The organism is Allobosea sp. FBZP-16, assembly GCF_002831785.1.
Taxonomy (GTDB): Bacteria; Pseudomonadota; Alphaproteobacteria; order Rhizobiales; family Beijerinckiaceae; genus Allobosea; species Allobosea lupini.
This window is the reverse complement of the sequence record NZ_LNCQ01000043.1, coordinates 17,448-40,755: the sequence shown is the minus strand read 5'-3', so window position 1 is coordinate 40,755 and position 23,308 is coordinate 17,448. Positions and strand designations below refer to the sequence as shown.

The following is a 23,308-nucleotide window of genomic DNA, read 5'->3' as shown; positions in this document are numbered from 1 at the left end:
TGAAGCGCCGCAGACCCTCCGGCCTCACGAAACACTCACTCACCGTGCCCGCGAAGCCGGCAGCAGGCCACCTAGCCCGGAAGCGGCCTTGCAGGGCCAGCTAGCCCGGCAGGCAGAGCCAATACGGTCTAAATGCGCATCGTATCTGCCAGCATCCAGTTGCAGGAGACGACGCTCAGGATCTGAATGCTGCTGGGCAGTTCGAGAAGATATTCAGGGTCCTTGTCCAGATGCCTGACCCGGGTCGGGTCGGCTCCCGCCCAGCGGGTCATCGCCTCCATGCTGTCCCAGAACGACGTGACCATGAAGAAGCTGGAATCCGCCTGGTCCTCGCGGAGCATCTGGACGCCGCGCGCGCCGAGCGACTCGAGCTTCTTCACGCCGTGGTCGTAGAGATAACGGGTGTACTCGTCCGCCAGGGTGCTGCTGGTCCGACCTCGCCAGATGCGGGCGACGCCGCCAGGTGCCGTGCTCGACTGATTCATCGCGATTGTCCTGTTTGCGCGTGGAGTCATCTGATCAGCGCCAGCGTGAACCATGGCCAGATGCTGAGAACGACCAGGACCACGCAGGTTGCGAGGCAGAAGGGGAGTGACATGGCGAAGACGTCGCTCGGTTTGGTATTCGTCAACGACGCGCCGACGAATAGCGCAGCCCCGACCGGCGGCGAAACCAACCCGAGAGTCAGATTGATCGAGACCACCACCCCGAAATGGATCGGATCGATGCCGTAGAGGCCGGTCGCGATCGGATAGAGGATCGGCACGATCAGGATCAGCCCGGCGACGCCGTCGATCACCGTGCCGATGACCAGCAGGATCAGGTTGAGCCAGAGCATGAAGCTGACCGGTCCGCTCGCCACCGAGGTCATCCAGTTGGCGACGACCTGCGGCACCTGGCCGTGGATCAGCACCCAGGTGAAGACGTTGGCCGCGGCGACAAGGTAAAGCACGATCGCCGTGTTGAGCCCGGTCCGCAGGAACATCTGTGGCAGCTGGCGCAGATCGATCTCGCGATAGCCCAAGCCGAGAAACAGCGCTGCGACGCAGGCCAGCGCCGCCGATTCCGTCGGGCTCGCCAGTCCGGTCATGATGCTGACCAGGATGACGATCGGGATCAGCATGGTGGGCAGGCCGCGCATGAACCGGCCGATGCGCTCGCGGACCGAAGCGTGGGGCTCGATGGGATAGGCGAGCCAGAAGCCCATCAGCCAGATCACTAGGCAGAAGGTCGCGATGATCAGCAGGCCGGGAATGATTCCCGCGACGAACATGTCGCCGATCGGTGCCTGCACCATCACGCCGTAGATCACGAAGATCAGCGAGGGCGGGATGATAGGCCCGAGCAATCCCGCCGAGACGGTGGTGGCGACGGCAAAGTTCTTGTCGTAGCCTTTGCGCACCATTTCCGGCACGAGCGTCTGCGCCATGATTGCGATCTGGGTCGTCGACGATCCCAGGATCGACGAGATCAGCCCGTTGGCGAAGACGTTGACATAGGCGAGGCTGCCGCGGATCCGGCCGGTGATGGCCATTGTCATCTCGAGCAGCCGCGTCGTGATCCCGCCTGCGTTCATGAACTCGCCGACCAGGATGAACAGTGGCAGGGCGAGCAGGCCGTAGGAATCGATGCCGCCGAAGAGCTGGATCAGATAGGAATCGAAGAGCTGCCAGTTTCGCGTCGCGACGACATAGGACAACGTCGCAAGGCAGAGCACGAGCCCGATCGGCAGGCCGCCCAGCAGGAACGCGGTGAAAGCTGCACCAGTGATCATGTCAGCCGGCCTCCAGGGTCGCGGCGCTGTCGGCGGCGATCCGTTCGCGCTCCGCCCAGCCCAGGTCCTCGACGAGATTGGCGAGGCAATGAATGCTGACGCCGATCGCGTAGAGCGGCAGCACGAGCAGGACGACCCATTTGGGAATCCCCAGCGTCTGGGTCGGATCGGTATAGAGGAAGTTCAGCGACGCCGCGGTGTAAGCCGCGATGTCGAAGCCCGACCATGCCAGCTGCACCGGGTCGAAGAGCCGCCAGCACAGCACGATCAGGAACAGCCCGTAAGCGAGGCCGATCACGGTGAGCGTCGCATCGACGACCCTGCGCTTGGCTTGCCCAAGCGTGTCGATGACGAGCGTCACGGCGAAGTCGAGCCGCTGTCGCACCGTCAGCGAGGTGCCGACGAAACAGGTGGCTACCATCAGATAGATCGCGAGTTCGTCGACCCAGATCAGCGGCCGGCCGGCAGCTCGGGTTGCGATGTTCAGCAGGATCAGCGCGAAGATCGCGGCGACAAAGGCGGTCACCAGCACCTTTTCGCCAGCGGCGACGACACGGCTCACGGCCTGCGTCGCCTCCGCGACAGTCCTGCGGCGACAGCGCAGGAGGGCCGCGTCTCGCGCGGTCAGATCCATGGCGACATTCTCCTGTTGGCGCGACCGGCCGGCGTCAGCGAGTGAAGGTTCGCAGCGCCTTGAGATCGGGCGCCTTGGCTTCCCAGCGCGCATCCCAGGCCTTGACGACCTCCGCGAACGTCTCGCGCGCGACCGGCCTCATCTCGAAGCCGGCTTCAGCCAGGCGCTTGCGGAAAGCTTCCTCGTTGGCGACGAACTCGTTGCGGATGAGCTTCATCTGCTTGGCGACGAGATCGCGGATCAGCTTCTGATCAGCCTCGCTCAGATCGCGCCACACCCTTGCCGAGAAGGCCGCGGCCATCGGTGCCATGACGTGATTGGTCACCAGCATGGTTTTGGCGAGCTGGTTGTACTTGTTGTAGAACGTCGCCTCGAAATCCATGTCGATGCCATCGACCTGACCATTGGCGAGCGCATCGTAGACACCGGCGAACGGCACCGGCGTGGGCGCCGCACCGAGCAGCTCGTAAAAGTCACGCGCCGGCGCGGACGGTATGACGCGGATCTTCTTGCCCTTGATGTCGGCAATGCCCGTCGACTTGTCGCGGGTCAGGATCTGGCGCAGGCCAGTCATGCCGTATCCGAGGCCGATGGCGCCGATGCTGGCCGGGAAGCGCTCGAGAATTTTCTCGGCTACCGGACTTTCCAGAACGGCCCGGGCCTGATCCATGTCCTTGACGAGAAATGGAGCATGCAGCGCAGCCAGTTCCGGCACGCGGTTCGACAGTTCGGCGGTGGTCAGCCAGCCCATGTCGAGCGCCCCGGTCTGGAGCTGCTGGATCATCTGGGCTTCCGAGCCGAGCTGGCTGGACGGGAAAACCGCAACGGAGAGCCGTCCGTTCGTCGCAGCCTTGAGCTCCTCTCCGAAAGCCTGGGCGCTCAGCGTCCATTGCTGGTTCGGCGGCACGACGAGGCCGATGCGGATCGTGCGCGAATCCTGGGCCACGGCCGCCGAAGCGGTGAACAGGCTCGCGAGCAGCAACGCTGTCGACGTCAGTTTCGTCAGCATGGTCGGGTTCCCCTCCGGGTTTTCCAGGCTCGCCCTCACGATGCCTGTTGAAAACAATTGTTTTAATCATCTGTTTGTAAAAAACTGTTGTCAAGCGGCTTTCGCTCGCGATCCGGCACCGCTAGCGATAGAGCGACAACTCGGCCGTGCAGGCGCGCGGACTCATGGAGGGACGATGCGATGAAGCGAGTGGCGCAGGCGGCGAGCGAACCCGACACGCGGGAGAGGATTCTGGCCGCGGCGCTCACCGTCTTCGCCGAGCGTGGCTTCGAAGCCGGCACCGTGCGCGACATCACCGAGGCAGCCCGCGTCAACACGGCGGCGATCAACTATTATTTTCGCTCCAAGGACGAGCTGATCCGCCAGGTCTTCGAGGCCGGGCTGAAGCCGATCATCCGGGCCAGGAGCGGCGCGCTCGAGGCCTGCATCCGGCAGTCGGCGCCGGCGCTGCCGAAGATTTCAGCCGTTGCCGAAGCGCTAGTCAGGCCGCTCGTCGAACTCGGCGCCGGCGAGTATCGCGATGTCATGACGATCCTGATGCAGGTCCGCACCGGCCAGCTGCCGCTGACGAAGCGCATCGTCGAAGAGCAGTTCGGCCCCGTCCACGAGCGCTTCGTCGACCTGCTGCAGAAGCTGCTGCCCGACCTGTCACGCACGGAGATCGCGCTGCGCTACGACTGTGCGCGCGGCGCCGTCCTGCAGACGCTCGTGCACCTCGCGCCCGCCTCGGCGCTCGCGGTCGCCGAGACCGATCGTGAGCGAGCCGATCACGAGAAGACGGTCCGCCGCCTCGTCCGTTTCGTCTCTGCCGGCCTTGAAGCGCCGCCCGGATAAGCCCGAGCCGGGCGCCTCTTGTCAGGGTCGCGATTTCGAATATATGTTTCAAACATATGTTTTGAAAATGGCGACGTTCGATGCCCTATTTCCGTCCTTCGCTCTGGATTGCCGGAGCGGCCTGCCAAGGCTCCGGCGCCACCGTCACCGTGCTCGACCCATCCACCGGCGGCGCTCTCGCCGAGTTCACCGGCGCGTCTGCCGAGGATATCGGGCGCGCGGAGGCGGCGGCTGCGCACGGTTATCGGATCTGGCGCGCGACGCCGGCCATCGAGCGCGAGCGTGTCCTGCGCCTGACGGCGCAGGCGATGCGCGCCGACCGCAGCAGGATGGCCGCGCTGATCGTGCAGGAAAACGGCAAGCCGATGCGCGAGGCGCTCGCCGAGATCGACGCTGCTGCCGACACCTTCGATTTCTATGCGGCCGAGGCAAGGCGCAGCTATGGGCGGACGATCCCGGCCCGTAGCCCCGGCGCGCGCATGGCGACCTCACGCGAGCCCGTCGGTGTCGTCGCCGCGTTCTCGCCCTGGAATTTCCCGGCGATCAATCTGGTGCGCAAGCTGGCGCCTGCTCTTGCCGCCGGCTGCGCGGTCATCGCCAAGCCGGCCGAGGAGACGCCGGCGACCGCGCTCGCGATCGCCGATCATCTGGGGCAGGCCGGGCTGCCGCCGGGCACGCTGAACCTGCTCTTCGGGGATCCGGCCGAGATCTCGTCCGCCCTGATCGCCTCGCCGGTCGTCCGCAAGGTCTCCTTCACGGGTTCAACCGCGGTTGGCCGCCAGCTCGCCCAACAGGCCGGGGCGGCGCTGAAGCGCTGCACCATGGAGCTCGGCGGGCATGCGGCGGCGATCATCTGCGCCGACGCCGACCCCGAAGCTGCCGCCGACCTCATCGCCGCTGCCAAGTTCCGGAATGCCGGACAGAGCTGCAATGTCGCCAGCCGCTTCTATGTCCATCGTTCCCGCTACGATCGCTTCGTCGCCCGGCTGGCCGAGCGGGCGCGCGCGATCATCGTCGGGCCGGGCAGCGACGAGGCCTCCGGGATGGGACCGCTGTCGAACGCGCGCCGCGTCGATGCAATGTCGCTCCTGGTTTCCGATGCCGTCCAGGCGAATGCCAGGGTCGTTACCGGTGGCGCCCGCCTCGAGCGTCCCGGCTTCTATTTTCCGCCGACGGTGCTGGCCGAGGTACCGGCGTCGGCCGCGATCATGCGTACCGAGCCGTTCGGTCCGATCGCGCCCGTCGCGGCCTTCGACGATCTCGACGAAGCCCTCGCGCTCGCCAACGAAAGCGCCTTTGCCCTGGCTGGCTATGTCGTGACCGATCACGCCCCGACGGCCCGGCGACTGGCGCAAGGGCTGAATGCCGGCGCCATCGGAGTCAACACCTTCACGGTCGCGTTGCCGGAGGTGCCGTTCGGCGGGTCCAGCGCCAGCGGCTGGGGCCATGAGGGCGGGCCCGAAGGGCTTGAGCCCTATCTCCTGACCCGCTTCGTGCACGAAGCCTGACGGTGGCGGCGATGCAAACACTGGAAGCCGATTTCATCATCGTCGGCGGCGGTTCCGCCGGCTGCGTCCTGGCGAACCGCCTTTCCGCTTCTGGCCGGCATCGGGTCGTCCTGATCGAGGCCGGGCGCGACCAGCCCCCGGACCGGGAGGAGCCGGCGATCCTCGACAGCTACCCGCGTGTCGCCTACTTCAACCCCGCGAACATCTGGGCGGACCTCAAGGTCTTCCTCGAGCCTGTCCCGCATAACGATCCGGCGGGCCAGCCGAAGGCAAAGCGCTACGAGCAGGCGCGGATCATGGGCGGCGGCTCCAGCCTCAACGACATGCAGGCCAATCGCGGCCTGCCGAGCGACTACGACGACTGGGCTGCGAATGGCGCCGAAGGCTGGGACTGGCAAGGCGTCCTGCCGTTCTTTCGCAAGCTCGAGCGCGACATGGACTTCGGCGGCCCGCTCCACGGCGACACCGGGCCGATCCCGATCCGGCGAATCCAGCCCGAGGTCTGGCCGGGCTTCTCGCGCGCCGCGGCCGCAGCCATGGTCGAGGCCGGCTTCTCCCCGATGCAGGATCAGAACGCGGAGTTCGGCGACGGCTGCTTTCCGATCGCCATCTCGAACGCCTATGATCGTCGCGTCTCGACGGCGATCGCCTATCTCGACAATTCCACCAGGCGCCGCAGCAACCTGACGATCATCGCCGATTGCCGGGTCGAGGCGCTGATGATCTCGGACGGACGCGTCACCGGCGTCACGGCGCGAGCACCGGACGGGCCGCTCGCCATCTCCGGGGCCGAGACCATCCTTTGCGCCGGCGCCCTCCATTCACCTGCCATGCTGCTGCGCAACGGCATTGGTCCGGCGGCGGAGCTGAGAGCACTTGGCATTCCCGTCCTCGCCGACCGACGTGGCGTCGGGCGCAATCTGCAGGAGCATCCGGCGCTCTCGGTCTCGGCCTATATCCGCCGCGAGGCGCGGCTCCAGCCGGCGCTTCGCCGCCACACCCATCTCGGCTTGCGCTACTCTTCCGGCCAGGCCGGGGCTCCGCAGGGTGACATGTACATGGTCGCCCTGAGCAAGACCGGGTGGCATCCTGTCGGCTTGCAGCTCGGCTCGCTGGTCACCTGGGTGAACAGGCCGTTCTCGCGGGGCAAGGTCGTCCTGACCTCCGCCTCGGCGGCCGTGGAGCCGCGTGTCGAGTTCGCTCTGTTGTCCGACCGGCGGGATCTCGACCGCCTGATGTCGGGGCTGCGGCTGGCCGCCGGCATCTTCGATCAGCCGGCACTCCGCGCCGTGACGGATGATCCGTTCCCGACGAGCTACAGCGAGCGCGTCCGCGACCTCGGGATCGTCTCGACCAAGAATCGGATCCTGACCTCTATCCTCGCCTTCGGTCTCGACGGTCCAGCCTGGTTCAGGCGCAAGCTCCTGCGCCATGTCGTCACCGAAGGGGCCCCGCTGGAGACGATGCTCGCCGATGAGGAGGTTCTGGAGCATTTCGTGCGCAGCGCGGTCCATGGCGTATGGCACGCCTCCGGCTCCTGTCGCATGGGCGCGCACGGCGACCCCGATGCCGTGGTGACGGCTGATGGCCGTGTCATCGGCGTCCCCGGCCTGCGCATCGCCGACGCCTCGGTGATGCCGTCCGTGCCGAGCGCCAACACCAACATCCCGACGATCATGATCGCCGAGAAGATCAGCGCGGCAATCCTGTCGGAGCAGCCGGGGCCGATGGCGGCTACGGTCGTTTCTGCGGATGCGAGCTAGATCATGCCCGTGATCGCCGTTCACACCGCGCATGACTGGTGCGCCACACCGGATGCCGCACTCGAAGCGCTGCGTGACGCCACAATGGCGGCATGGTCGCTCGGGCCGGCGGCGCTGACCTTGCTTTGGCAACCTTATGCCGCCGGGCGGATGATCGCCCCGGCAGACCGGGGTGCGTGCTATTGCCTGGTCGAGATCGCCATGCTCGCGGGACGCTCCCCGGAGCTGAAGCAGAGCCTCGCGCTGGCCTGCATCGCGGCCTTGGCGCGCTTTGGGGTGCCGCCGGCAGATATCGACATCTGCTTCAACGAGAGCCAGCCGGCCGACTGGTTCGTCGCGGGACGCCCGCTGCCATGACACGCGCCAACCGGGAAGACGACAACGACCGCAGGATCATGGCGGTGCTGGCCGCCAATGCCCGCCAGCCCACCGTGGCGATCGCAAAAAAGCTCGGCCTGCCGCGCACGACGGTGCATGAGCGGATCGAGAAACTGGAGCGCAACGGCACGATCACAGGCTACCGCGCCGTCTTCGCCAGCCCGGCAATTGCGCAGCGGCTCGAAGCGACGCTTCTGCTCTCGATCAGGCAGCGTCGGCAGTCGGAGGTGGTCCGCCGGCTTGAGAGCCTGCCGGAAGTCCGCAGCTGCGCCTCGGTCAGCGGCGAGTTCGATCTGATGCTCGTCGTCGAAGCTCCGCTCAGCGAGGACCTCGATGCCGTCATCGACGAGATTACAAGCCTGGAAGCGGTGGAGCGCTGCATGACGCTGATCGTCCTGGCAAAGAAGTTCACGCGCGGAGATTGAATTCCGGCATTCTGTCGATCACCTCGCAATGCTTCCGACGCTCCGCCGATGCTGCCGACAGTGCCCTGGCATAACTTGGGGTTCCACTGGGAATCTCTGACATGCGCGGCGCCGATCTTCTCGTTCACATGCTGACCGCCTATGGGGTCGACGTCATCTTCGGCGTCCCCGGCGATACCAACGTTCCGCTCTATGACGCACTGCGCCAGGCGCAAGGACAGTTGCGCCATGTCATGGCCCGTGACGAGCGGTCGGCCGGCTACATGGCGGATGCCTATGCGCGCCTGACCAACCGGCCGGGGATTGTCGAGGTCCCGAGCGGTGCCGGGGCGACCTATGTCCTGCCCTGCGTCGCCGAGGCCAACGGCTCCTCGGTCCCGCTCATCGTCATCACGAGCGACACGCCGGTCGCCAGCGAGGGGCGCGGGGTCATCACCGAACTCGATTGCGCCCGCCTGTTCGAGCCGGTGGCGAAGGCGTCATGGCTCGTCAAATCCGCCAAGAGACTGCCGGATACGGTGCGCCGCGCCTTCCGCGTCGCGACGGGCGGCAAACCGGGCGTCGTTCATCTCGCCGTGCCCGAGGACGTGCTTCACGAAGAGGTCGAACCGGCCACCGTCTCGCTGCATGTCGAGAGCCATCACCGCAGTTTTCCGGCCTACCGGCCGTCGGCAGAAGCGGCCGAGCTCGACAGCCTGATCGCCATGATCGGCCAGGCGCGGCGTCCGCTCTTCGTCTTCGGCGGCGGTGCGAAGCGGTCGCAGGCCGGCGCAGCGCTGCTCGCTCTGGCCGAACGCCTGGGCATGCCGATCGTCAACACCATCACGGGCCAGAGTTCGTTGCCCGACGGTCATCGGCTCGCCATCGGCGTGACTGGCGACAACGGCTTTCATCCGCATGCCAACCGTGCCGTCGCAGAAGCCGATCTCCTCATCTACTGGGGGTGCCGTCTCGGCTCGGTCGTGTCCGTCGGCTGGACATTTCCGCCGCCGGATCACGAACGGCGCATCGTCCAGATCGATATCGATCCCGAGATCATCGGCAACAACTCGGCCAATGCGCTCAGCATAAACGGCGATGTCCGCGCGGTCGCGGAAGGCCTGGCTGCGGCTCTGCCCGACACGCTCGCAGTCGACCCGCAATGGCTCGAAAGATTGAATGGCTGGAGAGCGCAGTTCTGGCGGGACGCGCAGGACGAGCTGCGCGACGACAGCTTGCCGCTGAAGCCACAGCGCGTGGTCCAGGCGCTGAACAAGCGGCTGGACGGCGCCTTCAGCATCCTGTCCGACCCAGGCACCCCAACGCCGCATATGACGCGCCTGCTGCGGCTCGACGATCCCCATACAGATTTCATCATTCCCCGCGCCTACGGTGGGCTCGGCTACGCACTGCCGGCGGTGGTCGGTGCCTGGCTGGCACGCCCGCAAGCGCGACCCCTCGCGCTGTTCGGCGACGGCTCGTTCGGGATGAACTGCGGCGAGCTCGAGACGCTGGTACGGCTCGGCGTGCCGGCTATCCTTATCCATTTCAACAATGGCTGCTTCGGCTGGATCAAGGCACTGCAGCGACTTCACGGTCACAACGCGACCTACTCGGTCGATTTTCTCTCGCTGGACGCAGCGCGCATCGCCGAAGCGTTCGGTCTCAAAGCCTGGCGGGTGACGGACGCTGCCGAGCTGACCGTGGCCCTGGACGGAGCGCTGGCGTTCGACGGCCCGGGCTTCATCGATATCGTCGTCGAATCGATCGCCGACGTGGCTCCGCCGGTTTTCTCCTGGTTGCGCCGGCTCGGCGAGGACCCGTTGGCGCAGCCTCACGCCAGGAATGTCGAATTGGCGGGGTCGTCGTCCAAACCCACCCCTTAAGTGGAGTTGCCGTTCTCAATGGAGCCCGACTGTCGATTTCGTGCAGGTGTCCTCGCAAGGGAGGAACCGAAACCTTGCGCCACCAGCAGATATTGCTCCGCTGCCTCGAAGCGGACATCTCCAAAGGGACTTCCGGCTGCTCCTGCCCCAGATTGAAACTCAACGACATATCACTCGCGAAGAGCTGGTCTGGCTTCCCCCCAAAACTTGACGACATCATCAAGAACGGGCGCTCGCCAGCTCATGGCGCGCGCGAGCGACGCCGCCGTTCCGGCGTGGCCGAGGCCGGCATAGGCCTTGAGCGTGACGGAGCGCGCACCGGCGCGGCGCAGTGCAGCGGCGAGCCGCTCGCTGTTACGGGGCAGAACCGTGGTGTCGTCGGTGCCTGTCGCCAGCAGGATCGGCGGCGCGTCCTTGCGGGCGAAATGGATCGGCTGCGTACGCTCCAGATTCCGGGCATTGCCGAAGGCGGCTTTGGTCACGTCGATATCCAGCGGCAGGAAGTCATAGGGGCCGGAGAGGCCTACGGCCGAACGAATGGCATTCGACGGCAGTCCAACCCGCGCGAGATAGCTCCTGTCCAGCGTCAGCATCATTGCATTGTAGGCACCCGCCGAATGCCCCATGACGTGGATACTGCGCGGATCACCGCCGTAACGCGCGACGTTGTCATGGACGAAGCGCAGCGCAGCGGCGCCGTCCTCGATGAAGACGGGGAAGCGCACCTCCGGCACGAGCCGGTAGTCGGCGATCACGGTGACGAAGCCGCGCGCAGCCAGCGCGTCACCGACGAAGGCATAGCTCTCCTTGGCTCCGTTGGCCCATGAGCCGCCATAGATGAAGAAGACGACCGGCCTTCCCGTGCCGCCGCCGGGCGGGACATAGATGTCCATCATCTGGCGCGGATGGCGGCCGTAGGCGATATCGCGAGCGCCTTCGTTCAGCGCGCCCGGCCGCAGAACGGCGCAGCCGGCGAGCGCCATGCTGGACAGCGCCGCCATAACGGCCCGCCTGGAACTGGATATCGTCATGGGCGCCTTTGCATTGCCGAGCTCAGCGAATGTACGTCGGACAAGGCGTGCTGGATCGCTGGGCTGAGCAAGCCGCGCGGCAAGGTAATCCGAATGGGCGCGCGCTGCGTATCTGCAGGTACCAAACCTGGAGGTCGTCATGCGCTTCGTCGCCGGCTACGTCGCCTTTCTCGTCGCCTTCGGCATCTGCGATGCAATCTGGCTCGGCACCATGACCGCCAGGCTCTATCGTCCGGCGCTCGGCGACCTGATCGTCGAGCAGGTTCGCTATGTGCCGGCTGCTCTGTTCTATTTCGGCTTTCCGCTGGGCGTGCTGCATTTCGCGGTGATGCCGGCCTTGCGCGACGGGAACGCCGGCGCCGCTCTCGTCAACGGGGCACTGATCGGACTGCTTGCCTATGCGACCTATGATCTGACCAATTACGCCACGTTGCGGCCGTGGACGCTGACGATCACGCTCGCCGACATCGTCTATGGCACCGTCGCCGTCGGCTTCTGCAGCTGGGTGGCGTACGAGGTCGTGCGGCGGGCGATCGGCTGGGGCTGGCTCTGATCGCCACCGGCACCGCGCACGGCGTCAGACGGGCCTCAGCCGGTAGTGGTTGACGCCCCAGGCTGCGCCGCCCGAGTGCCCGAACAGCCCGCTCGTCGCCAGGAAGAACAGGCGCCAGCGTCGGCGCCATAACGGCGCGTCGTCGCCATAGGCTTGGCGCAGGATGGGTTCGATCGCCGGCAGGTTGCGGTCGAAATTCGCCAGCCAGTCCTCGGCCGTGCGCCGATAATGCTCGCCGCTCCAACGCCATTCCTCCTCGACGGCGAAGAGGTCGGGAAACTGGTGCGCCAGCGCAGCGCTCGGCATAATCCCGCCGGTGAAGAAGTGCTGGGCGATCCAATCTGCACTCTCCCCGACATCGAAACGATAGCAGCCGTGCGCGTGGGCGAAGACGTGAATGAACAGGCGCCCATCCGGCTTCAGCCAGCCATGCACCCGCCCGAGCAGCGCACGCCAGTTCGCCATGTGCTCGAACATCTCGACCGAGACGACGCGGTCGAAGCGCTCCTCGATGGCGAAGTCGTTCATGTCCGCGGTGATGACGCGCAGATTGCCGAAGCCGCGTTCGCGCGCACGCTCTTCAATGAAGGCGCGTTGCGATGCCGAGTTCGAGACTGAGACGATCCGTGCCTGCGGGTAGGCTTGCGCCATCCACAGCGAGAGCGAGCCCCAGCCGCAGCCGAGCTCGAGGATCTCCTGTCCGTCCGCGAGGCCGGCATGGTCGGCGGTCAGCGCCAGGGCTGCCTCCTCGGCCGTTGCGAGGCTGTCGGCAGGGCCAGCGTAAAAGCAGCAGGAGTATTTCCGCCTCGGCCCCAGGACCTGGTCGAAGAACGCCGCCGGCACTTCGTAATGCTGCGCATTGGCGGCATCCGTATGCACCGCGATCGGGCGATCCATCATCTCCTGCGCGAAGCTGGCCGCGTTGCCTGGCTGGGTCGTGAGCGTACGCTCCGTTCGCCCGACCAGCGAGGCGATGACCATCCGGCTGACCGCATCGGGCACAGGCAAGGCCTCGCCCCAGCTCGACAACCTCTGCATGATCGTCATGGCATGGCTCCTTTGGGCGGCAGCGGGATGAAGGCGCTGGTCCGGCTCTGATAGTCGCGATACGCCGCTCCGTGCTTGGCGAGCATATGCTCCTCCAGCGGCGGAATGCCGGAGACGCGGACGAGCAGCAGGGTGATCGAAGCGGGCGCGAGCCAGGCCAGCCAGCCGATCGGGTAGTCCATGGCGGAGGCTATCACCGCATAGGCACACCAAAGCACGGCTTCGAAAAAGTAGTTGGGATGGCGCGACAAGGCCCAGAGACCCGTGTCGCAGACCCCTCCTCGTCCCGAACTTGCGAAGGCACGAAGCTGCCGGTCGGCGATCGCGCCTCCGACGATGCCGACGAGGAAGATCGCGAGGCCCAGCGCATCCTGTGCCTGGCCAAGCGCGGCCGGGTTATGAGCCGCGAGGATCATGCCGATGGCGAGCGGGGTGCTTGCGAGCGCCTGGAATTGCAGCAGGCGAGCCAATCTGACGGGAGCCTCCGGGCCCCAGTCGCGCTTCATCCGGGCATAGCGCGGGTCATCGGAGATCCCCTTGGTGCGGCCGGCGATGTGCAAGCCGAGGCGCAGCGCCCATGCCGCCACAAGCACAGCGACGAAAAGGCGGCGGCCCAGCGGACCATCACCAAAAGGCAGGAGCGCGCCGATCACGCCGGTTGCGCCGAGGCCGAACGTCCAGACGACGTCGATCCAGCCGGAATTGCCGGTGCGGCGCTCGATCCGCGTTGCCAACTGCATGGTTGTCGACATCGCGACGGCGACGAAAAGCAAGGCCGCTAGAAAAGAGGCGAACGTCAAAACCGCACCAGTGGCTGCAACAGTCGGCCAAGCCAGCCCTGCAGGAGCACCTTGCCAGTCATGGCGACAAGACAGGTGCACCCTTCGACCGGATCGACGGCCGGCGTGTGATCATGCTCAGTATCGGCTTCATCAAAGTCGCCGACGACATACCGGCCGTATTGGTGTTCGTAAGCGCCGGCAAGGATCGTCGTCCACTCGAAGCCGGTATGCTTGTGGGGTGGCAGGGCGATTCCAGGACCGGCTCTCAACATGAAAACCCGACTGTCCGCGCCCGGCACCTCGACCCTTCGCATTGCAATCCGAAGCCCGATCGGGCGCCACGGTCCAAGAGCATAGGGGCGCAGGACGGCCGGCAAGTCTGCCGCGATGGCAGGAGATTCGGCCGGGGTAGCGATCGCCGAATGCGGCTCGAGCTCCTCCGCCGGGTATCGCGCAGCCATGGGAATCGGCTCGATGCGATCGAGCAGTTCCCCCTGAATCGCCATGAACTCGCGCATGCGGCGCCGGCTTTCGCCGTCCAGCTCGAGATGGGCGGCGACCACCAAGGCAAGCCCCTCGTCGAGATGGCCGCCAGCGAAAGCGGCAAGGGTCTCGTCGGATGGGCGATGGGCCATGCTCATCGCAGATCCTCCAGCTTGCCCCGCAGATGCGACAGCGCGAGTCGCAGCCGCGACTTCACAGTACCGAGCGGGATCGCCAGACGCTGAGCCACGTCCTGGTGGCTGAACTCCTCCAGGAAGGCGAGCTCGACGACCCGGTACTGGTCGGCGGACAATCCGGTCATCGCTGCCCTGATCCGCGCGTCGCGCTCGGCTCCCGAGATAGTCTCGTCAGGCTGTTCGGGTCCGTCTTCATCCAGAATCTCATAAACTTGCGAAAGCCGCGAGCGAGTCTCCCGGCGGGCGATGTCGATGCGGCGGTTGCGCGCGATCGTTGCGATCCAGGTCGAGGCATTTGCCTTCGCCGGATCGAACAGCGCGGCTTTCCGCCAGACCGTGAGCAACGTCTCCTGCGCGATCTCCTCCGCCAGCTCCGCGGAGGTCCCGCCGCGCATCAGCAATCCTTTCACGCGTGGCGCGAAATGGTCGAAGAGCTCGGCGAACGCGGCCCGGTCACCCGAGCGCGCAACCGCGGCAATCAAGGCATTGGCGTCGAACAAGGCGAAGAACCGACCTCCCGGCGCTGCGGCTGACGCCTCGCGCATGTCTTCGACAGTCAGGGCGAATGCGGCAACCATAACGCAGATACGGTGGTGCCGCGGCGACGGATCACTGCGCTAACGGCACGCGCTAGTCGGCCGACTTCCAGCCAACGTCTCGGCAGACCAGGCGCCCGAGGATACATCCGCGCGTGGTGAGTTCGCCCGGAGCGGTCTTGATCGTCATCGAATAGGTCCAGTCCCGCTTGGCATCGTAGGCGGTGCCTGAAAAGGAGCCGTCCGCCTCTCGCGACAATGTCATCACGAGCTTGTCCCCAACCGCTTCACCTTTGCTGGTATCGCCGATCCAGAGGTTGGTGGCACAGACCTTGTCACCACAAGGAGCAATACGGACCCGAGCGTTGCCGTCATCGCGCAGCCAGGTGCCATCGAGCGCGGTCGAAGCCGCGCTCGCGGCGGATGGAGAGGCGATGATCAGGGCGAGCAGAAGACGTCTCATGCGATGTCCTTTCCGCGAGATGTGTCCCTTCTACGCTCGGCGATCCGATCCGGTTTCACTGTTCGGCGAGACGCCGGCATGCCGCTGGGCGAAAAGCCACCCTATCAGCGCGGTCAGCGACGCCGCGCTCAGGAAGTTCAGGCGCTGCAACGCAACGTATTCCTGCGGCTGGTAGTGATGCAGCGGTGCCGCGATGGCATCGACGGGGAGCAGATAGGCCCCGAAGCTCAATGCCAGAAAGCCGGCGGCATAAAGACGCTCGTCGCGACGAAAAAGCAGAGCCGCGAGCATCAGGCACGGGAACAGAAAGACTTCGACGCCTGACGCGCTGCCGAAGGCAAAGCGGCAAAGCAGCGTATTGCCGATCCCGGCGCAAAGCAGGAGGCAGCGCCCAAGCCTCGCATTGCGGCGCATCACGCTCGGAACCAGCGCGAACAGCGGCGTCGACAGGAAGGTCAGAAAGGACGGGAAGATCACGGGCGATACGGCCCAGTAGAGATAGAGCGGGTAGAAGGGCTGGTTCGAGACGATCACCAGGGCGACCGTATTGGCGATCGCCTCCCGTGCCCCTGGATGGGCGAGATGGGCATTCAATGCCGCGAACAGACGCCTCAACCCCTTGGCGGGCATGGCCAGACCTCCGGTTGCCTCGGTCTGTTTACGTCCGGCAATAGCGATCGGCCCACATCCCGGCAGAGATTTCCGGGACCGGGCGACAAATCCAAAGCGCAGCCCCCCGCGTATAGCCTTTCCGAAAAGCAAGGAATGGCCATGCCACAGGTTCAGGGACGCCCGCAGAGGATCGCCGTCATCGGCGCCGGCATCTCCGGCCTGTCGGCGGCATGGCTGCTGGGACAGGCCCATGACGTCGTGCTGATCGAGGCCGCCCCGCGGCTTGGCGGTCATGCAAACACTGTCCTGGTGCCCGGGGACGACGGCAGCGAAATTCCCGTCGATACCGGCTTCATCGTCTACAATGAGAAAACCTATCCGAACTTCGTCGCGCTGCTCGATCACCTCGGCGTTGCGACGCAGCCGACCGAGATGTCGTTCGCCGTCTCGCTCGATGGCGGCCGCCTCGAATACAGCGGCGCCGGGCTGACCGGCCTATTTGCGCAGCGGCGCAACCTCGCGAGCCCGCGCTTCTGGGCCATGCTCCAGGGCCTCGTCCGCTTTTATCGGGATGCCACACGCGACGCCCGGGCAGGAAGCGCCGGCGCGGCGACGCTCGGCGAATATCTGGCTGCCGGCGGCTATGGCAGTGCATTCCGGGATGACCACCTCCTGCCGATGGCCGCGGCGATCTGGTCGGCTCCGTGCTCGGAGATCCTGTCCTACCCCGTCCAGGCCTTCCTGAGCTTCCATCACAATCACGGGCTGTTGCAGCTGACCGACCGCCCGCTCTGGCGCACCGTCACCGGCGGCAGCGCCCGTTATGTCGCGCGGTTGCGCGAGCAATTCGGCGGCAGCGTGCGGCTGGGCGCGACAGTACGCCAGGTCAGGCGATCGCCGAACGAGGTCGTGGTTGCGGGCGACGGCTGGAGCGAGCGCTTCGACCAGGTCGTCTTCGCTGGTCATGCCGACCAGACGCTGGCCATGCTCGCCGATCCCGATCCGCTCGAAGCGAGCGCGCTCGGCGCCTTTCGCTACAGCCGGAACCGTGCCGTATTGCATGGCGACGAGGCGCTCATGCCTCGCCGCCGCCGCGCCTGGGCGAGCTGGAACCACATCGGCGAGCGCGCCCGGCCGGATGCCGCCTGCGCGGTCACCTACTGGATGAACCTCCTGCAGAACCTGCCTGGGCGGCGCCCCTTCTTCGTCACGCTGAATCCGCCGGATACGCTGCGGGCCGAGACGATCCTGCGCGAGGAGTTCTACGAGCATCCGCTCTTCGACCAGGCCGCGCTCGCGGCTCAGCAGCATCTCTGGGCGCTGCAGGGAGCAAGGCGCAGCTGGTTCTGCGGCGCCTATTTCGGCTCGGGGTTCCATGAGGACGGGTTGCAATCGGGGCTCGCCGTCGCCGAGGCGCTCGGCAATGTGCGGCGTCCGTGGACCGTCGCCGACGAATCCGGCCGCATCCCGCTCCCGGTCCGACGCGAGCAAGCGGCATGAACCGGCATTCGGCTCTCTATGTCGGGCGCGTTCGCCACAGCCGTTTCCGGCCGAGGCCGCATGCACTGGCCTATCGCGTGTTCTGGATGCTGCTCGATCTCGACGAGATCGACGCCCTGGCGAAGCAGTCGCACCTGTTCTCCCGCAACCGCTTCAATCTCTACGCCTTCCGGGATGCCGACTATGGCGACCGCAGCGGCAGGCCGTTGAAGGAGCAGGTCGCGGAAGCGCTGGCGACCGCCGGCATCGACTGGGACGAGGGCGCGGTGAGGCTGCTGACGATGCCGCGCATCCTCGGCTACGCCTTCAATCCGATCAGCACCTATTTCTGCTACGGCCGAGACGGCGCACTGCGAGCGACCGTCTACGAAGTCCACAACACCTTCGGCGAGATCCATAGCTACGTAGCGCCCGTCGGTGCGCAGGCGCGTCCCGTGCGGCAGGAGGCGGAAAAGCGCTTCCATGTCTCGCCCTTCATGAGCCTTGCCATGCGCTATGCCTTTCGGGTCGAGCCGCCGGGCGAGCGCGTCTCGATCGTGATCGACGGGCACGATGCCGAGGGCAGGCTGATCGCCGCCTCCCTCAGCGGCGAACGCCGCACGCTCGACGACGGCGCCCTTCTGCGCCTGCTGGCGAGCCACCCTTTGCTTACCTTGAAGGTCACCGCCGCCATCCATTGGCACGCGCTGCGTCTCCTGGCGAAGCGCGTGCGCTGGTGGACGCATCCTGTGCCGCCCGAGCATCGGTTCAGCACCGGCCGGGCGGCGACTCCTCATCCGAAGGGATCGACCCAGCCATGAGGCTTCCCGACACCAAACGCCAGGCAGAGATGCCCGAATCGTCGCTCTCGCTGCCGGGCGGCATCGGCCTTTACCGCTGGTTCCTGCGCCGGCTTCTCTCGCAGATCGTCATCGGCCGGCTGAGCATCGTCACGCCTGAAGGCGAACAGCTTTGGAGTGGGTCCGCCGGTCCCGGTCCGCAGGCGGCGATCGTCCTGAAGAGCTGGCGCGCAATGCGTCGCCTGATGCTCGACGGCGATATCGGTCTGGCGGAGGCGTATCGCGACGGCGATTTCACAACACCAGACCTGACGGCACTGATCGAACTCGGAGCGCGCAACGACGCGACGCTGCGCCACCTTGTCTCCGGTACCTGGCCGGCGCGCCTGCTCAACCGCTTCCGCCACTGGCGCAACGCCAACAGCCGGACCGGTAGCAGCCGCAACATCACCGCGCACTACGACCTCGGCAACGACTTCTACCGTCATTGGCTGGATGAGAGCATGACCTACTCGTCCGCGCTCTACGAGGCGCCGACGGACACGCTGGAGGCAGCGCAACAGCGTAAGCTCGACAGGATCGTCGAGATGCTCGCGCTCTCGGGTGGCGAGCGGGTCCTGGAGATCGGCTGCGGCTGGGGCGCTCTGGCCGAGCGCCTGGCCCGCGAGGGCTGCCATGTCACCGCCATCACGCTGTCCCCGGCGCAGCTCGCCTACGCGCAAAGGCGGATCGCCGAAGCCGGGCTGGCGGACAAGGTCGACCTGCGCTTGCAGGACTATCGCGACATTGTCGGCCAGTTCGATCGCATCGTCTCGATCGAGATGATCGAGGCCGTGGGGCGCGACTATTGGCCGACCTATTTTGCCGCCTTGAGTCGCTCGCTGACGGCCGATGGTCATGCGGTGCTGCAGTCGATCACCATCGACGAGGCGCTGTTCGAGCCGTACCAGCAAGGCACGGACTTCATCCAGCGCTTCATCTTCCCCGGCGGGTCTCTGCCGTCGGTTCCCGCGCTGGTCGGCGCAGCGAAGGCTGCGGGGCTCGCCGAGATCGAGCGCCTCGCATTCGGGGAAAGCTACGCATTGACCCTGAAGGAATGGCGGCAGCGCTTCCTCGACCATTGGCCGCAGATCGCTCCGCAAGGCTTCGACGAGCCATTCCGTAGGCTTTGGGAGTTCTATCTCTGTTACTGCGAGGCCGGTTTCCGAGCCGGCACGATCGACGTCAGCCTGGTCGCCCTGGGCCAGCGCCGGTGAGCTGCGCTATCGGCGTCGGCCTGCGAGACGCGCTTGTGCCGGCGCAGATGCTCGGCCCAGGATTCGACCATGAACCATTCGACGATGCGCTCTGGATCGGCAACGTCCTCGCTGACACCCCACGCGAAGGCGCCGTGGCGCCGTCGCTCCAATGCGAGCCGGGCGATGGCGGCAAGGAGCGCGGTGCGGGATCTCCGCTCGCCTCTTGTCCGCAAGATTGAAGGCGCTCGAGGCCGCCGGTTATGTCGAGCGTCGCGATTCGAGCGAACGCGTGCGCCATGTCGAATACGTCCTGACAGCACGCGGTACGAGGTCGACGCAATGCTCGCGCGCAGCGAAGCTTGGCCTCCGCCAGTTGGACCCAATGCATCTTAGCCTGACCGCTGAGCTGGGCAAATGTCCCCTCCCCCGGCGCCCATTCGATGTCTGCTCGTGACAGGCGCATTCGGACCCTGACGGTTACTCGGCGGGCCAATCAGCGTCCGAGACGGGTCAGCGCAAAGCCGCCGCAAGTTTCAGTACGTGACCGTCGCCTGAATCGTGTCGGCGTATGGTCCCGGCGACGGCGTAGCCTGAGCCGGGACCCGTCCGTAGACATGGCTCGTCTGCGCCAGACCTGAGCCAATGCCCGTCAATGTATCGAGGCCGAGCGTGCTGCCGAAGGGCTGGCTCCGCGCGACATCCCGATAGAGCCCGTAGGTGATCGTCTCCGCTCCCTTCGTCATGCGCCTCGCGGTCGGATTCGTCGCGCCCGACAAGCCGCCGTCCAGGCCGATCTGATAGGCGGTGCCATTCGTGCAGGTCGGCGCCAGGGTCGTGAACGCATCCTGCGGCGCAGCCAGCACGCCGACCGAGCCGAAATTGAGATCGCTTGTCGTCACCCGGCAGGTCGCCGGCACGTTCGCGCTGACCGTAAAGCTCGTCGACTGGATCACGGTGAGGAGGTCGCAGCCAAGCAGGAAGGACAGGAGCCCGTAGCGGATCCGGGCGTCGGCGCCGGCGAAGCTGCTGGTGTACGTTACGGGTGCCGCGGTCGCCTGGCCGCTGTAGACACGGCCATAGATGGTGACGCTCCGGCTGCCGGTGCCGGACACGGACAAGGTCAGGTTGAAGCCGACCGCCGAAGCCCCGCCCGCAGGCCAGGCTCCCGATCCCCACGGGACGCTGGCTGCCGCATCGGAGAACAGGCCGTAGTGCAACTGGTTGGCGCCGTTCGTCAGGGTCCGGTTCGCTGCGCTGGCGCCGCCGCCGCTCCCGGGCCCGAGCTCGATGCAGATTCCGACGGGCAGGAGCGCCGACCCCGTGCACGAGACCGTCGCAGTGGCCGTTCCGTTCACCTGGGCATTGGCGGTGACATCGACATCACCGAAAACCAGGGGCGTGATGCTCAGCGAGCAGGATTGCGCGGCGGCCGGCGGGCTCGCCAGCAGGCTGCCAGCCGCGATCAGCACGCCCCACAGGCAGAGCGCCAGAATGCGGGAGCCTATAGGCATTGCACCGGTCCGATCGAGACTTGCGTATCGGCACGCGGGACAAAGGAGAAGCGGGCCTTGCAGCTCCCCGCCTCCAGCTTGACGAGGACCTCGTTGTCGGCCGCAAGATTCTCGATGAACGCACGGCCGTCATAGCCGACGACGAATTCCGGGCCTGCCGCGCTGGTGCCTTTGAGCCCCGGCTGAAGGGCACCGGTTGCCCCGACCCGGATTGGCCGGCCAGCCGCATCCTGAAGGATGACGATGGCCGAGTTGCCGGTCGACCTGACACCGAAGTCGACGACCACAGCGGCACGATCGGAGGGCGCCCGCACCTCGACCGTGGTTTCCGAGAGGGCGTCGATCGGGAGGCCGCGCGGATCGATCGAGAGCTTGTTCGGCTGGTAGGATCGCAAGCCAGGAACGAGCGCGTTGCCGGATGCGTTGGTGCGCGCGACCACCCTGCTCTCGAAGAGCACATCCACATCGGGCGCGCCGACCTTCGCCACGGCGAAGGCGTCGTCGATCCGGTTGGCGGCGAAGATGCTACCTCCGGCCATCGCGATCGCCCCGTCGAGTTGCACCGTGCCCGAGAACCCCGACACGCCTTGTGCGACGCCCGCCTCGAGCAGCCCGGCGCTTCCGCGATAGGCGATCGAAGCCGAGCGGCGCCTCTGTCCGTCCTGCCCCTCGACGTTGCGTATGCGCCAGCCCACGCTGCCGATCTCCTGATCGACGGGCCTGTAGACGTCGCCCGCCAGGGACCATGCCGATCCGACGCGATTGGCGCCGGCGGAGGAGGTGATGTTGGTGCCGAACGGAAATGACAGCCCGGCAAACACGCCTGCGGAGCCGCGATCCGCCAAATCCGTATAGGCGGTCGCGTAGAAGGATCCTCCGGCCCAAAGCGGGCGCGTATAGCTGACATTGACGATCCGGTTGGCACGGCCGAGCGCCGGCTTCACATGGGCAACGCCGAGGCTGATGGCCCCTCCCAGTGCCGGTATCGGCAGGCTGACCGACGCCCTGTCGAGGGCGCGCGGTGGCAGGAGCCGCCGCTCCCAGTTCGTCGCGGTCTCTGCCGTGGAGGCTGCCGAGGCGGCGTCGTTGCCATAGCCGTTGGCGAACTGAGCCCCGCTGACGGAGGCGAGATCCCTGTAGGCTCCGAAGGTTCTTTGGGATGCGGCCATCAGGGAGACACCCCAGAGCTGGGTCTCGAAAGAGACATAGGATTGGCCGCCGAGTTGCCCGTCCCGCCAGCTCCCCGCGCCGGCCGCTGTCAGCACGCCATATCGACCGAGCCCGAAGACCCCACCGAGGCTCCCCATGCCAAGGCCGCGTGCCCCTTCGGTATGAGCCACGACCGTCATCGTGTCGGTGATGCCGTAGCGCCCGCTCGCCGAGCCCGCGATACCCTCGTCGTAGATGCTGGAGCGCAGCCCGTATTGCAGGCGCGGCAGGCCGATTTCCGCAGAGAAGTCGAAGAGGCCGGGCCGCAGCAGATTGCTGGACACCACGAAGGGCAGGCTCGACTCGCTCTGGCGGCCCGAGGCGTCCCGAACCACGACGCTGGCATTGCCGTTGCCCGTGAGAATCGGAATGTTGGTGAGGCGGAACGGCCCGCTGCCAACGTCCTGCGAGATCGTCTTCGTTCCGTTCACGAAGATGTCGACCGTCGAGGGAACCGCCGCCGAGCCGGTGACGCCGGGAAGCGGAAGCGTGATCAGATCCGGACGCAGCCCGAAATTGCGTTGCACCTGCAAGCCGCCGAGGCGAACCGGCCGGGTCCAGGCGAGACCGCTCGAGATCAGATCGCCAGTGCGGTAGCTCACCAGGTTGTCGGGGTCCGAATACGTCCAGCTTGTCTCGAGGCGAAGCGCTTCCGTCCCGCCGCCGGCCAGCGATTGGTCGCTGAGCATGCCGGTCTGCGAGAAAACGCCGACAGGGCTGAAGAACCGGGCATCGAGCGTCGCCGACAGCGTGGGATAGCGCCAGAAGCTGCGGAATTGCTTGTCCTCCGACGTTCCGAACAGGGTGTAATTGAGCACTGCGCCGATGCTGCTGCGTTCCGGTGCCGGTCCGGGTATGGTGCGGGGCTGCATGTCGTAGGTCTTGGGCAGGCGGCCATCGGGCGGCAGCTTGATGTCGATGCGTTGCGCGGGTTCGTCGTAATTGAAGCTCACGCCCGGGATCGCGCCGAGCGCAACCTCGTCCTCGACCTTGAAGCTCGCCGGAACCCTGATCCCGAGCTCCTCGAGCTCCTTGCGGGCCGCCAGGATCTCGCCGTGCTGGTTCTGCCGGAATGTGCCGATCAGCCCGATCGACTGACCGTTGAGAAGAACGTCCAGGTGCAAGCTGCGGCCCCGAGCGTCTTCTCCACGGACCGGCACAGCCGTCCACCACGCTG

The 23,308-nt window shown here is 66.3% G+C and carries 24 protein-coding genes and 1 pseudogene; 11 read left to right on the top strand and 14 right to left on the bottom strand.

The features are described from left to right. Positions 1–128: 128 nt before the first annotated feature. From CXY91_RS21500 to CXY91_RS21485, 4 genes are read right to left on the bottom strand one after another with little or no spacing between them, the layout of a single operon-like run. Complete coding sequence (locus CXY91_RS21500; RefSeq protein ID WP_100963215.1) at positions 129–485, bottom strand: hypothetical protein; 357 nt, start codon at positions 483–485, stop codon at positions 129–131. 26 nt (positions 486–511) lie between these two features. After that, positions 512–1,774 (bottom strand): TRAP transporter large permease, encoded by a 1,263-nt coding sequence (locus CXY91_RS21495; RefSeq protein WP_100963213.1) that lies wholly within the window; start codon positions 1,772–1,774, stop codon positions 512–514. Position 1,775: 1 nt separating this feature from the next. Then, positions 1,776–2,408 carry a TRAP transporter small permease gene (locus CXY91_RS21490; protein ID WP_158673536.1) on the bottom strand — a complete coding sequence of 211 codons (633 nt, stop codon included), beginning with the start codon at positions 2,406–2,408 and terminating at the stop codon, positions 1,776–1,778. 34 nt (positions 2,409–2,442) lie between these two features. Continuing rightward, positions 2,443–3,417: a TRAP transporter substrate-binding protein gene (locus CXY91_RS21485; protein WP_091833318.1), complete on the bottom strand. Its 975-nt coding sequence runs from the start codon at positions 3,415–3,417 to the stop codon at positions 2,443–2,445. Between the two features lie 180 nt (positions 3,418–3,597). On the opposite strand from CXY91_RS21485, the gene CXY91_RS21480 reads away from it, so the two are divergent. The 6 genes from CXY91_RS21480 to CXY91_RS21455 all read left to right on the top strand — a co-directional run bounded on the left by CXY91_RS21480 (position 3,598) and on the right by CXY91_RS21455 (position 10,190). Beyond that, positions 3,598–4,251, top strand: coding sequence for a TetR/AcrR family transcriptional regulator (locus CXY91_RS21480; RefSeq protein ID WP_100963209.1), 654 nt, complete (start codon positions 3,598–3,600; stop codon positions 4,249–4,251). 80 nt (positions 4,252–4,331) lie between these two features. Then, positions 4,332–5,759 carry an NAD-dependent succinate-semialdehyde dehydrogenase gene (locus CXY91_RS21475; RefSeq protein WP_100963207.1) on the top strand — a complete coding sequence of 476 codons (1,428 nt, stop codon included), beginning with the start codon at positions 4,332–4,334 and terminating at the stop codon, positions 5,757–5,759. 11 nt (positions 5,760–5,770) lie between these two features. Continuing rightward, positions 5,771–7,522 carry a GMC family oxidoreductase gene (locus tag CXY91_RS21470; protein ID WP_100963321.1) on the top strand — a complete coding sequence of 584 codons (1,752 nt, stop codon included), beginning with the start codon at positions 5,771–5,773 and terminating at the stop codon, positions 7,520–7,522. Positions 7,523–7,525: 3 nt separating this feature from the next. Next, the gene (locus CXY91_RS21465; protein WP_100963205.1) at positions 7,526–7,879 is read left to right on the top strand and encodes a tautomerase family protein; all 354 of its coding nucleotides are present in this window, start codon (positions 7,526–7,528) and stop codon (positions 7,877–7,879) included. Continuing rightward, a complete protein-coding gene (locus tag CXY91_RS21460; protein ID WP_100963203.1) occupies positions 7,876–8,325 on the top strand; it encodes an Lrp/AsnC family transcriptional regulator in 450 nt (149 codons plus the stop codon). Before CXY91_RS21465 ends, CXY91_RS21460 begins: the two co-directional genes overlap by 4 nt. 101 nt (positions 8,326–8,426) lie before the next feature. Beyond that, a complete protein-coding gene (locus CXY91_RS21455) occupies positions 8,427–10,190 on the top strand; it encodes a thiamine pyrophosphate-binding protein (protein ID WP_100963201.1) in 1,764 nt (587 codons plus the stop codon). Positions 10,191–10,360: 170 nt separating this feature from the next. Here CXY91_RS21455 and CXY91_RS21450 read toward each other — a convergent pair whose 3' ends face one another. After that, on the bottom strand, positions 10,361–11,191 hold the full coding sequence (locus CXY91_RS21450) for an alpha/beta hydrolase (RefSeq protein WP_100963199.1): 831 nt from the start codon (positions 11,189–11,191) through the stop codon (positions 10,361–10,363). Positions 11,192–11,360: 169 nt separating this feature from the next. On the opposite strand from CXY91_RS21450, the gene CXY91_RS21445 reads away from it, so the two are divergent. Then, a complete protein-coding gene (locus CXY91_RS21445) occupies positions 11,361–11,774 on the top strand; it encodes a DUF2177 family protein (protein ID WP_091833295.1) in 414 nt (137 codons plus the stop codon). A 24-nt stretch (positions 11,775–11,798) separates the two neighbouring features. Here the strand turns inward: CXY91_RS21445 and CXY91_RS21440 are convergent, their stop codons facing one another. From CXY91_RS21440 to CXY91_RS21415, 6 genes are all read right to left on the bottom strand, one after another. Then, a complete protein-coding gene (locus CXY91_RS21440; RefSeq protein WP_100963197.1) occupies positions 11,799–12,821 on the bottom strand; it encodes an SAM-dependent methyltransferase in 1,023 nt (340 codons plus the stop codon). After that, positions 12,818–13,561: a DUF1295 domain-containing protein gene (locus CXY91_RS21435; protein ID WP_248307590.1), complete on the bottom strand. Its 744-nt coding sequence runs from the start codon at positions 13,559–13,561 to the stop codon at positions 12,818–12,820. Before CXY91_RS21435 ends, CXY91_RS21440 begins: the two co-directional genes overlap by 4 nt. Before the next feature lie 56 nt (positions 13,562–13,617). Continuing rightward, on the bottom strand, positions 13,618–14,244 hold the full coding sequence (locus CXY91_RS21430; RefSeq protein ID WP_100963193.1) for a ChrR family anti-sigma-E factor: 627 nt from the start codon (positions 14,242–14,244) through the stop codon (positions 13,618–13,620). Beyond that, a complete protein-coding gene (locus CXY91_RS21425) occupies positions 14,241–14,783 on the bottom strand; it encodes a sigma-70 family RNA polymerase sigma factor (RefSeq protein ID WP_244543800.1) in 543 nt (180 codons plus the stop codon). Before CXY91_RS21425 ends, CXY91_RS21430 begins: the two co-directional genes overlap by 4 nt. Positions 14,784–14,913: 130 nt before the next feature. Continuing rightward, a complete protein-coding gene (locus tag CXY91_RS21420; protein ID WP_100963191.1) occupies positions 14,914–15,282 on the bottom strand; it encodes a DUF2147 domain-containing protein in 369 nt (122 codons plus the stop codon). Between the two features lie 30 nt (positions 15,283–15,312). Continuing rightward, a complete protein-coding gene (locus tag CXY91_RS21415; protein WP_248307589.1) occupies positions 15,313–16,044 on the bottom strand; it encodes a hypothetical protein in 732 nt (243 codons plus the stop codon). A gap of 9 nt (positions 16,045–16,053) precedes the next feature. Between CXY91_RS21415 and CXY91_RS21410 the strand changes: the two genes are divergently transcribed. Genes CXY91_RS21410 through CXY91_RS21400 form a run of 3 tightly spaced genes read left to right on the top strand, consistent with a single transcriptional unit; the run spans position 16,054 to position 19,429 of the window. Further along, positions 16,054–17,394, top strand: a complete 1,341-nt coding sequence (locus CXY91_RS21410) for an NAD(P)/FAD-dependent oxidoreductase (RefSeq protein WP_199777528.1) — start codon at positions 16,054–16,056, stop codon at positions 17,392–17,394. Then, the gene (locus CXY91_RS21405; RefSeq protein WP_100963185.1) at positions 17,391–18,194 is read left to right on the top strand and encodes a DUF1365 domain-containing protein; all 804 of its coding nucleotides are present in this window, start codon (positions 17,391–17,393) and stop codon (positions 18,192–18,194) included. Before CXY91_RS21410 ends, CXY91_RS21405 begins: the two co-directional genes overlap by 4 nt. Then, on the top strand, positions 18,191–19,429 hold the full coding sequence (locus CXY91_RS21400; RefSeq protein WP_248307588.1) for an SAM-dependent methyltransferase: 1,239 nt from the start codon (positions 18,191–18,193) through the stop codon (positions 19,427–19,429). The genes CXY91_RS21405 and CXY91_RS21400 overlap by 4 nt, the downstream gene beginning before the upstream one ends. A gap of 8 nt (positions 19,430–19,437) precedes the next feature. Here the strand turns inward: CXY91_RS21400 and CXY91_RS31020 are convergent. Next, a pseudogene (locus CXY91_RS31020) lies at positions 19,438–19,587 on the bottom strand (MFS transporter); the annotation flags it as partial. On the opposite strand from CXY91_RS31020, the gene CXY91_RS31015 reads away from it, so the two are divergent. Beyond that, positions 19,581–19,865 carry a winged helix-turn-helix transcriptional regulator gene (locus CXY91_RS31015; protein WP_248307587.1) on the top strand — a complete coding sequence of 95 codons (285 nt, stop codon included), beginning with the start codon at positions 19,581–19,583 and terminating at the stop codon, positions 19,863–19,865. The pseudogene CXY91_RS31020 and the gene CXY91_RS31015 sit on opposite strands and share 7 nt — an antisense overlap. 79 nt (positions 19,866–19,944) lie before the next feature. Here CXY91_RS31015 and CXY91_RS21390 read toward each other — a convergent pair whose 3' ends face one another. Together CXY91_RS21390 and CXY91_RS21385 are read right to left on the bottom strand one after the other, a co-directional pair. After that, positions 19,945–20,922, bottom strand: coding sequence for a Csu type fimbrial protein (locus CXY91_RS21390; RefSeq protein ID WP_100963181.1), 978 nt, complete (start codon positions 20,920–20,922; stop codon positions 19,945–19,947). Then, positions 20,913–23,255 (bottom strand): fimbria/pilus outer membrane usher protein, encoded by a 2,343-nt coding sequence (locus tag CXY91_RS21385; RefSeq protein WP_158673535.1) that lies wholly within the window; start codon positions 23,253–23,255, stop codon positions 20,913–20,915. The genes CXY91_RS21390 and CXY91_RS21385 overlap by 10 nt, the downstream gene beginning before the upstream one ends. Between the last annotated feature and the right edge of the window lie 53 nt (positions 23,256–23,308).

Coding starts and splice junctions, on each gene's coding strand:
- CXY91_RS21500 (WP_100963215.1), bottom strand. CDS start 485: ATGAATCAGTCGAGCACGGCACCTGGCGGCGTCGCCCGCATCTGGCGA.
- CXY91_RS21495 (WP_100963213.1), bottom strand. CDS start 1,774: ATGATCACTGGTGCAGCTTTCACCGCGTTCCTGCTGGGCGGCCTGCCG.
- CXY91_RS21490 (WP_158673536.1), bottom strand. CDS start 2,408: ATGGATCTGACCGCGCGAGACGCGGCCCTCCTGCGCTGTCGCCGCAGG.
- CXY91_RS21485 (WP_091833318.1), bottom strand. CDS start 3,417: ATGCTGACGAAACTGACGTCGACAGCGTTGCTGCTCGCGAGCCTGTTC.
- CXY91_RS21480 (WP_100963209.1), top strand. CDS start 3,598: ATGAAGCGAGTGGCGCAGGCGGCGAGCGAACCCGACACGCGGGAGAGG.
- CXY91_RS21475 (WP_100963207.1), top strand. CDS start 4,332: ATGCCCTATTTCCGTCCTTCGCTCTGGATTGCCGGAGCGGCCTGCCAA.
- CXY91_RS21470 (WP_100963321.1), top strand. CDS start 5,771: ATGCAAACACTGGAAGCCGATTTCATCATCGTCGGCGGCGGTTCCGCC.
- CXY91_RS21465 (WP_100963205.1), top strand. CDS start 7,526: ATGCCCGTGATCGCCGTTCACACCGCGCATGACTGGTGCGCCACACCG.
- CXY91_RS21460 (WP_100963203.1), top strand. CDS start 7,876: ATGACACGCGCCAACCGGGAAGACGACAACGACCGCAGGATCATGGCG.
- CXY91_RS21455 (WP_100963201.1), top strand. CDS start 8,427: ATGCGCGGCGCCGATCTTCTCGTTCACATGCTGACCGCCTATGGGGTC.
- CXY91_RS21450 (WP_100963199.1), bottom strand. CDS start 11,191: ATGGCGGCGCTGTCCAGCATGGCGCTCGCCGGCTGCGCCGTTCTGCGG.
- CXY91_RS21445 (WP_091833295.1), top strand. CDS start 11,361: ATGCGCTTCGTCGCCGGCTACGTCGCCTTTCTCGTCGCCTTCGGCATC.
- CXY91_RS21440 (WP_100963197.1), bottom strand. CDS start 12,821: ATGACGATCATGCAGAGGTTGTCGAGCTGGGGCGAGGCCTTGCCTGTG.
- CXY91_RS21435 (WP_248307590.1), bottom strand. CDS start 13,561: ATGCAGTTGGCAACGCGGATCGAGCGCCGCACCGGCAATTCCGGCTGG.
- CXY91_RS21430 (WP_100963193.1), bottom strand. CDS start 14,244: ATGAGCATGGCCCATCGCCCATCCGACGAGACCCTTGCCGCTTTCGCT.
- CXY91_RS21420 (WP_100963191.1), bottom strand. CDS start 15,282: ATGAGACGTCTTCTGCTCGCCCTGATCATCGCCTCTCCATCCGCCGCG.
- CXY91_RS21410 (WP_199777528.1), top strand. CDS start 16,054: ATGCCACAGGTTCAGGGACGCCCGCAGAGGATCGCCGTCATCGGCGCC.
- CXY91_RS21405 (WP_100963185.1), top strand. CDS start 17,391: ATGAACCGGCATTCGGCTCTCTATGTCGGGCGCGTTCGCCACAGCCGT.
- CXY91_RS21400 (WP_248307588.1), top strand. CDS start 18,191: ATGAGGCTTCCCGACACCAAACGCCAGGCAGAGATGCCCGAATCGTCG.
- CXY91_RS31015 (WP_248307587.1), top strand. CDS start 19,581: ATGCGAGCCGGGCGATGGCGGCAAGGAGCGCGGTGCGGGATCTCCGCT.
- CXY91_RS21390 (WP_100963181.1), bottom strand. CDS start 20,922: ATGCCTATAGGCTCCCGCATTCTGGCGCTCTGCCTGTGGGGCGTGCTG.